Origin of the sequence: Candidatus Methylacidithermus pantelleriae (assembly GCF_905250085.1) — a bacterium.
Lineage (GTDB): Bacteria > Verrucomicrobiota > Verrucomicrobiia > Methylacidiphilales > Methylacidiphilaceae > Methylacidithermus > Methylacidithermus pantelleriae.
This window is the reverse complement of record NZ_CAJNOB010000055.1, coordinates 1-4,001: the sequence shown is the minus strand read 5'-3', so window position 1 is coordinate 4,001 and position 4,001 is coordinate 1. Positions and strand designations below refer to the sequence as shown.

The window sequence follows — 4,001 nt, the reverse complement described above, 5'->3', positions numbered from 1 at the left end:
GCTCGACTCCGCCGAGGAAAGATGGGCCGGGCCCGGCAGTTTTTTTGAGGAATCTCTCCCCTCTCAGGGAGAAATCTCGGTTCTGTTGCAACCCTGGTGCCTCATTTTGTTACAAAAGGAGACCTGACATTTATGGCACGGTGCTTATGCATCCATGGGCATTTCTACCAGCCCCCTAGGGAGAATCCTTGGCTAGAGGCGATTGAGCTTCAGGATTCGGCCTATCCTTACCACGATTGGAACGAACGGATCACGGCTCAATGTTACGGCCCTAATACCGCTTCCCGGATCCTCGACGGTGAGGGTCGCATTGCACAGATCGTCAATAACTTCGCCAGGATCAGCTTTAACATTGGCCCAACCCTTCTTGCATGGATGGAGAACGAAGCACCAGACATCTATGAGGCCGTCCTTCAAGCCGACCGTGAAAGTCAAAAAAGGTTCGCGGGACACGGATCGGCAATTGCCCAGGTCTACAACCATATGATTCTGCCCCTGGCGAATCGCCGGGATAAGTACACACAAATTTTCTGGGGTATTCGAGACTTTGAACACCGGTTCAACCGTAAACCCGAGGGAATGTGGCTTCCGGAAACCGCTGTGGACCTCGAATCTCTCGATATTATGGCAGAGCTGGGCATTGCGTTTACGATCCTAGCACCTCACCAGGCCCTGCGCGTACGTCCCGTCGGGACGACGGACTGGACAGAGGTAGCTAACGGTCGGATCGATCCTACCCAAGCGTACAAGCTCGTGCTTCCCTCGGGTCGAAGTATGGCTCTTTTCTTTTATGACGGCCCCATTTCCCGGGCCGTTGCCTTTGAGGGACTCCTCAACCAGGGTGAAGCGTTTGCCCACCGGCTTCTCAGTGGATTCTCGGAGGACGGCCGCCCTCAGCTAGTGCATATCGCAACCGATGGAGAATCCTACGGCCATCACCATCCGCATGGAGACATGGCCCTAGCCTATGCGTTGCATTATATCGAAGCCAACAAGCTGGCGACGCTAACCAACTATGGCGAGTTTCTTGAGAAATACCCTCCAACTTGGGAAGTAGAGATCCTTGAGAATACATCCTGGAGCTGTGCTCATGGAGTTGAGCGGTGGCGTAGTAACTGTGGATGCAACTCCGGAGGTCATCCGGGATGGACCCAGGAATGGCGCGCTCCTTTGCGCGAGGCCATGGACTGGCTTCGGGATAGCATGATTTCCAAGTTCGAAGACAAAGGAAGGGCACTTTTGAAAGACCCATGGACAGCAAGAAACCACTATATTGACGTCATTCTGGACCGCCGCCTGGAAAAGATTGGAGAATTTCTCGCCAAGCACGCCCATCATTCCCCAAGCGAGGAGGAACGAACGACCGTCCTTAAGCTCCTTGAGCTCCAGCGCCATGCGATGCTCATGTACACAAGTTGCGGCTGGTTTTTTGATGAGCTTTCAGGTATTGAGACGGTGCAGGTGATCCAGTATGCGGGCCGTGTGGTGCAGCTGGCCCAAGAGCTTTTTGGGGACAATATTGAGCCGTTGTTTGTCGAGCGTTTGGAGCGAGCCAGAGGCAATATCCCTGCGCATCCCAACGGGCGTGTCATTTATGAAAAATTCGTCAAACCTGCTATGCTCGATTGGAGGAAGCTCGCAGCCCACTTTGCCATGAGCTCCCTCTTTGAGGGGTATGGAGAAGATCCTACCCTCTACTGCTATTCGGTAGAAATCGAGGATTACCAGCGAACCGAGGCTGGCAAAGCAAAAGTCGTTGCAGGGCGAGCGAAGTTTGTTTCCCGCGTCACCCGAGAGTCGAAGATCCTGGCTTTCGCCGCGTTGCACCTTGGCGATCACAACGTAAGTAGCGCCGTTGAAGAATTTTTCGAGGAAGATGTCTATAAAAGGGCGATACAGGGGCTCTTTGACGCGTTCAACCATGGAGAGCTTCCGGAAGTGGTGCGTCTGATGAATGCCTCTTTTGGGCAGTGTCTTTACTCCTTGAAGCATCTCTTTGGCGATGAACAGCGAAGGGTGTTAAAAAAGATTTTGGAATCTTCCCTAGCGGGCGCCGAAGCGCTGTATCGGAAGATTTATGAGGACTATGCGGCGCTGATGCGCTTTCTTGCGGGCCAGGGGATAGCGCGTCCCAAAGCCTTTCAGATTGCTGCAGAGTTTTTCCTCAATGGTGAACTCAAACGCGCGGTGAATAGTGAACGGATGGACGCAGCACGGATCCACCAGCTTCTCCAAGAAGCCGCGGATCTAGAGATAGAACTAGATTCTCCGAGTTTAGGATATCTCGTTGCGCGGACTTTGGAAAAGATGGCGATCCGCGTTAGCTCGACGCCCGAAGACGCCACGCTGGTCGAGGACCTCCTTAACGCCACCAAGCTCGCTAGCTCCTTACCCTTTGAACTAGATCTGTGGAGAACGCAAAACCTTTACGACAAGCTCCTCAAAGACGCCTATCCGCTATTTTACGACCAAGCTCAAAAAGGAGATTCGAACGCACAAGGATGGGTTGCAAACTTCCACGAGCTAGGAAAACACCTCGGGTTTGCTCCAAGCTATATCGACGGCTTCGTCAGAACCAGTGGCGAAGAGCCATGAAAGTTTGGCTCGTGGATTGGAACGCGGCCTGACTAGTAGGACGAAATGAGGCAAAGCATGTGAATACTTTTGCTTTTGGGAGCTAGCCCGGAAAGCTCACCTGCAGAAGCGTCGTGCAGGGGTAAAATCTGCCCAAAAAGAGAAAAAAAAACCATTTTCATCTGGTACACGGGAGCGAACGGGGGTGCCGACAACGAGCAAAAACAAAAGCCCTTCCATGACCGAATCTGGACACGTGACTTTTGCGTTTGCGGCTCATTTTTCGCGACCGGTGGAGGCGGGCTTTATCGGTGCTCGGATGGCGAGCGAACAGGGTGCGATTCCCTTACGGGCAGTGGACCGCAAGATCGGTTTTTTTTGCCGGTAGGAGAGCCCCTTTCAAGATCTATGGAATCCGAAGTGCATTGTACAGCCTCCCCTGCAGGAGATTGTTTCTCAGAGGGTCTTTAGGATTCCGCTGGACTAGGAAGATTCGTAACGACCATGAGCAATTCCCGAGCCAACCGGTAGTGGCTCTATTGAGAGGAAAGGCAGCCTCGAAGAAGGCGGCCGCTGGCAAAAGCATGTTTTAACCGCCTGAAGTTTGTGGAAGAAGCACGTGCTATCACAGGATTGACTACTTGAGCCGACCCGGTTGACCGGCTTCGGGTTGATCTCTCCGTGCAATCCCTTGCCCCCCCACGGCAGAGGGCGGTGTTGGATCTGGATGCGACGCAGATCCCCTCGTACGGACACGAGCCGGAGCGCTGTTTCCATGGTTACTCCGAGTCCTCTTGTTATTTGGCACTCTCCATTTCCGTGGGCGATGAGCTTCTCGGCGTCGGGCTTCGGCCCTTCAACGAGGATGCGTCTCGGCGGGTGCTCTAAGGGGTAGAGCGAATTGCGGGACAACTCTGTAGCTCTTGGGCTGGCATCAGGATTGCGCTGCGTGCCGATTGCGGCTTCTCCCGGGAAGAGATCATGGCCTGGTGTGAACCCAAACAAATCAACTATGTAGGGGGCTTGGTTGGCAGCGAGCGCGTTTGCCGGATGCTCGAGGGCTCCGTGGAGCAAGCCCGTCGCCTACACGAGTCGGATAGTGAGCCGGCTCGCTTCTTTACGGAGTTTGTCGACCGCGCGTTGCGTAGCTCGTTTCGAGGAAGCTCCGGATGATGGCCAAAGCCAGAGTATTGGGAAAAGGCGAGAAAATCCGGGGTTTGTCGTGACGTCTTTTTGCGCTCGTCCTCTCCCCCTCCCAAAAGCTCTACCAGAAGCTCTATTGTGCTCGGGGGAGACATGGAGAAATCGGACTAAAGAACAACTCTCTGTGTTTGCCGAGCGCCTTTTGACGGCACAAATAGCCAGGAGGGAGCTTCGCCTCTAGTTGTCGGCTCTTGGCTTACACCCTGGTCGGAACGCTGCGACGG

3 protein-coding genes and 1 pseudogene are annotated in these 4,001 nt (G+C 54.1%); 3 read left to right on the top strand and 1 reads right to left on the bottom strand.

What is annotated here, in order from left to right:
• Positions 1 to 132 precede the first annotated feature (132 nt).
• Positions 133 to 2,595 (top strand): DUF3536 domain-containing protein, encoded by a 2,463-nt coding sequence (locus KK925_RS09265; protein WP_174583565.1) that lies wholly within the window; start codon positions 133 to 135, stop codon positions 2,593 to 2,595.
• Positions 2,596 to 2,627: 32 nt separating this feature from the next.
• Here the strand turns inward: KK925_RS09265 and KK925_RS11320 are convergent, their stop codons facing one another.
• Positions 2,628 to 2,756 carry a hypothetical protein gene (locus tag KK925_RS11320; RefSeq protein ID WP_268905650.1) on the bottom strand — a complete coding sequence of 43 codons (129 nt, stop codon included), beginning with the start codon at positions 2,754 to 2,756 and terminating at the stop codon, positions 2,628 to 2,630.
• A 56-nt stretch (positions 2,757 to 2,812) separates the two neighbouring features.
• Here KK925_RS11320 and KK925_RS09260 point away from each other — a divergent pair, with 56 nt between their 5' ends.
• Positions 2,813 to 2,962, top strand: coding sequence for a hypothetical protein (locus KK925_RS09260; RefSeq protein WP_174583564.1), 150 nt, complete (start codon positions 2,813 to 2,815; stop codon positions 2,960 to 2,962).
• A 293-nt stretch (positions 2,963 to 3,255) separates the two neighbouring features.
• Positions 3,256 to 3,747, top strand: a pseudogene (locus KK925_RS11200) (transposase).
• Positions 3,748 to 4,001: the final 254 nt, after the last annotated feature.

Excerpts from the sequence above, each read along its gene's own strand:
- KK925_RS09260 (WP_174583564.1), top strand. The coding sequence starts at position 2,813 with ATGACCGAATCTGGACACGTGACTTTTGCGTTTGCGGCTCATTTTTCG.
- KK925_RS09265 (WP_174583565.1), top strand. The coding sequence starts at position 133 with ATGGCACGGTGCTTATGCATCCATGGGCATTTCTACCAGCCCCCTAGG.
- KK925_RS11320 (WP_268905650.1), bottom strand. The coding sequence starts at position 2,756 with ATGAAAATGGTTTTTTTTTCTCTTTTTGGGCAGATTTTACCCCTGCAC.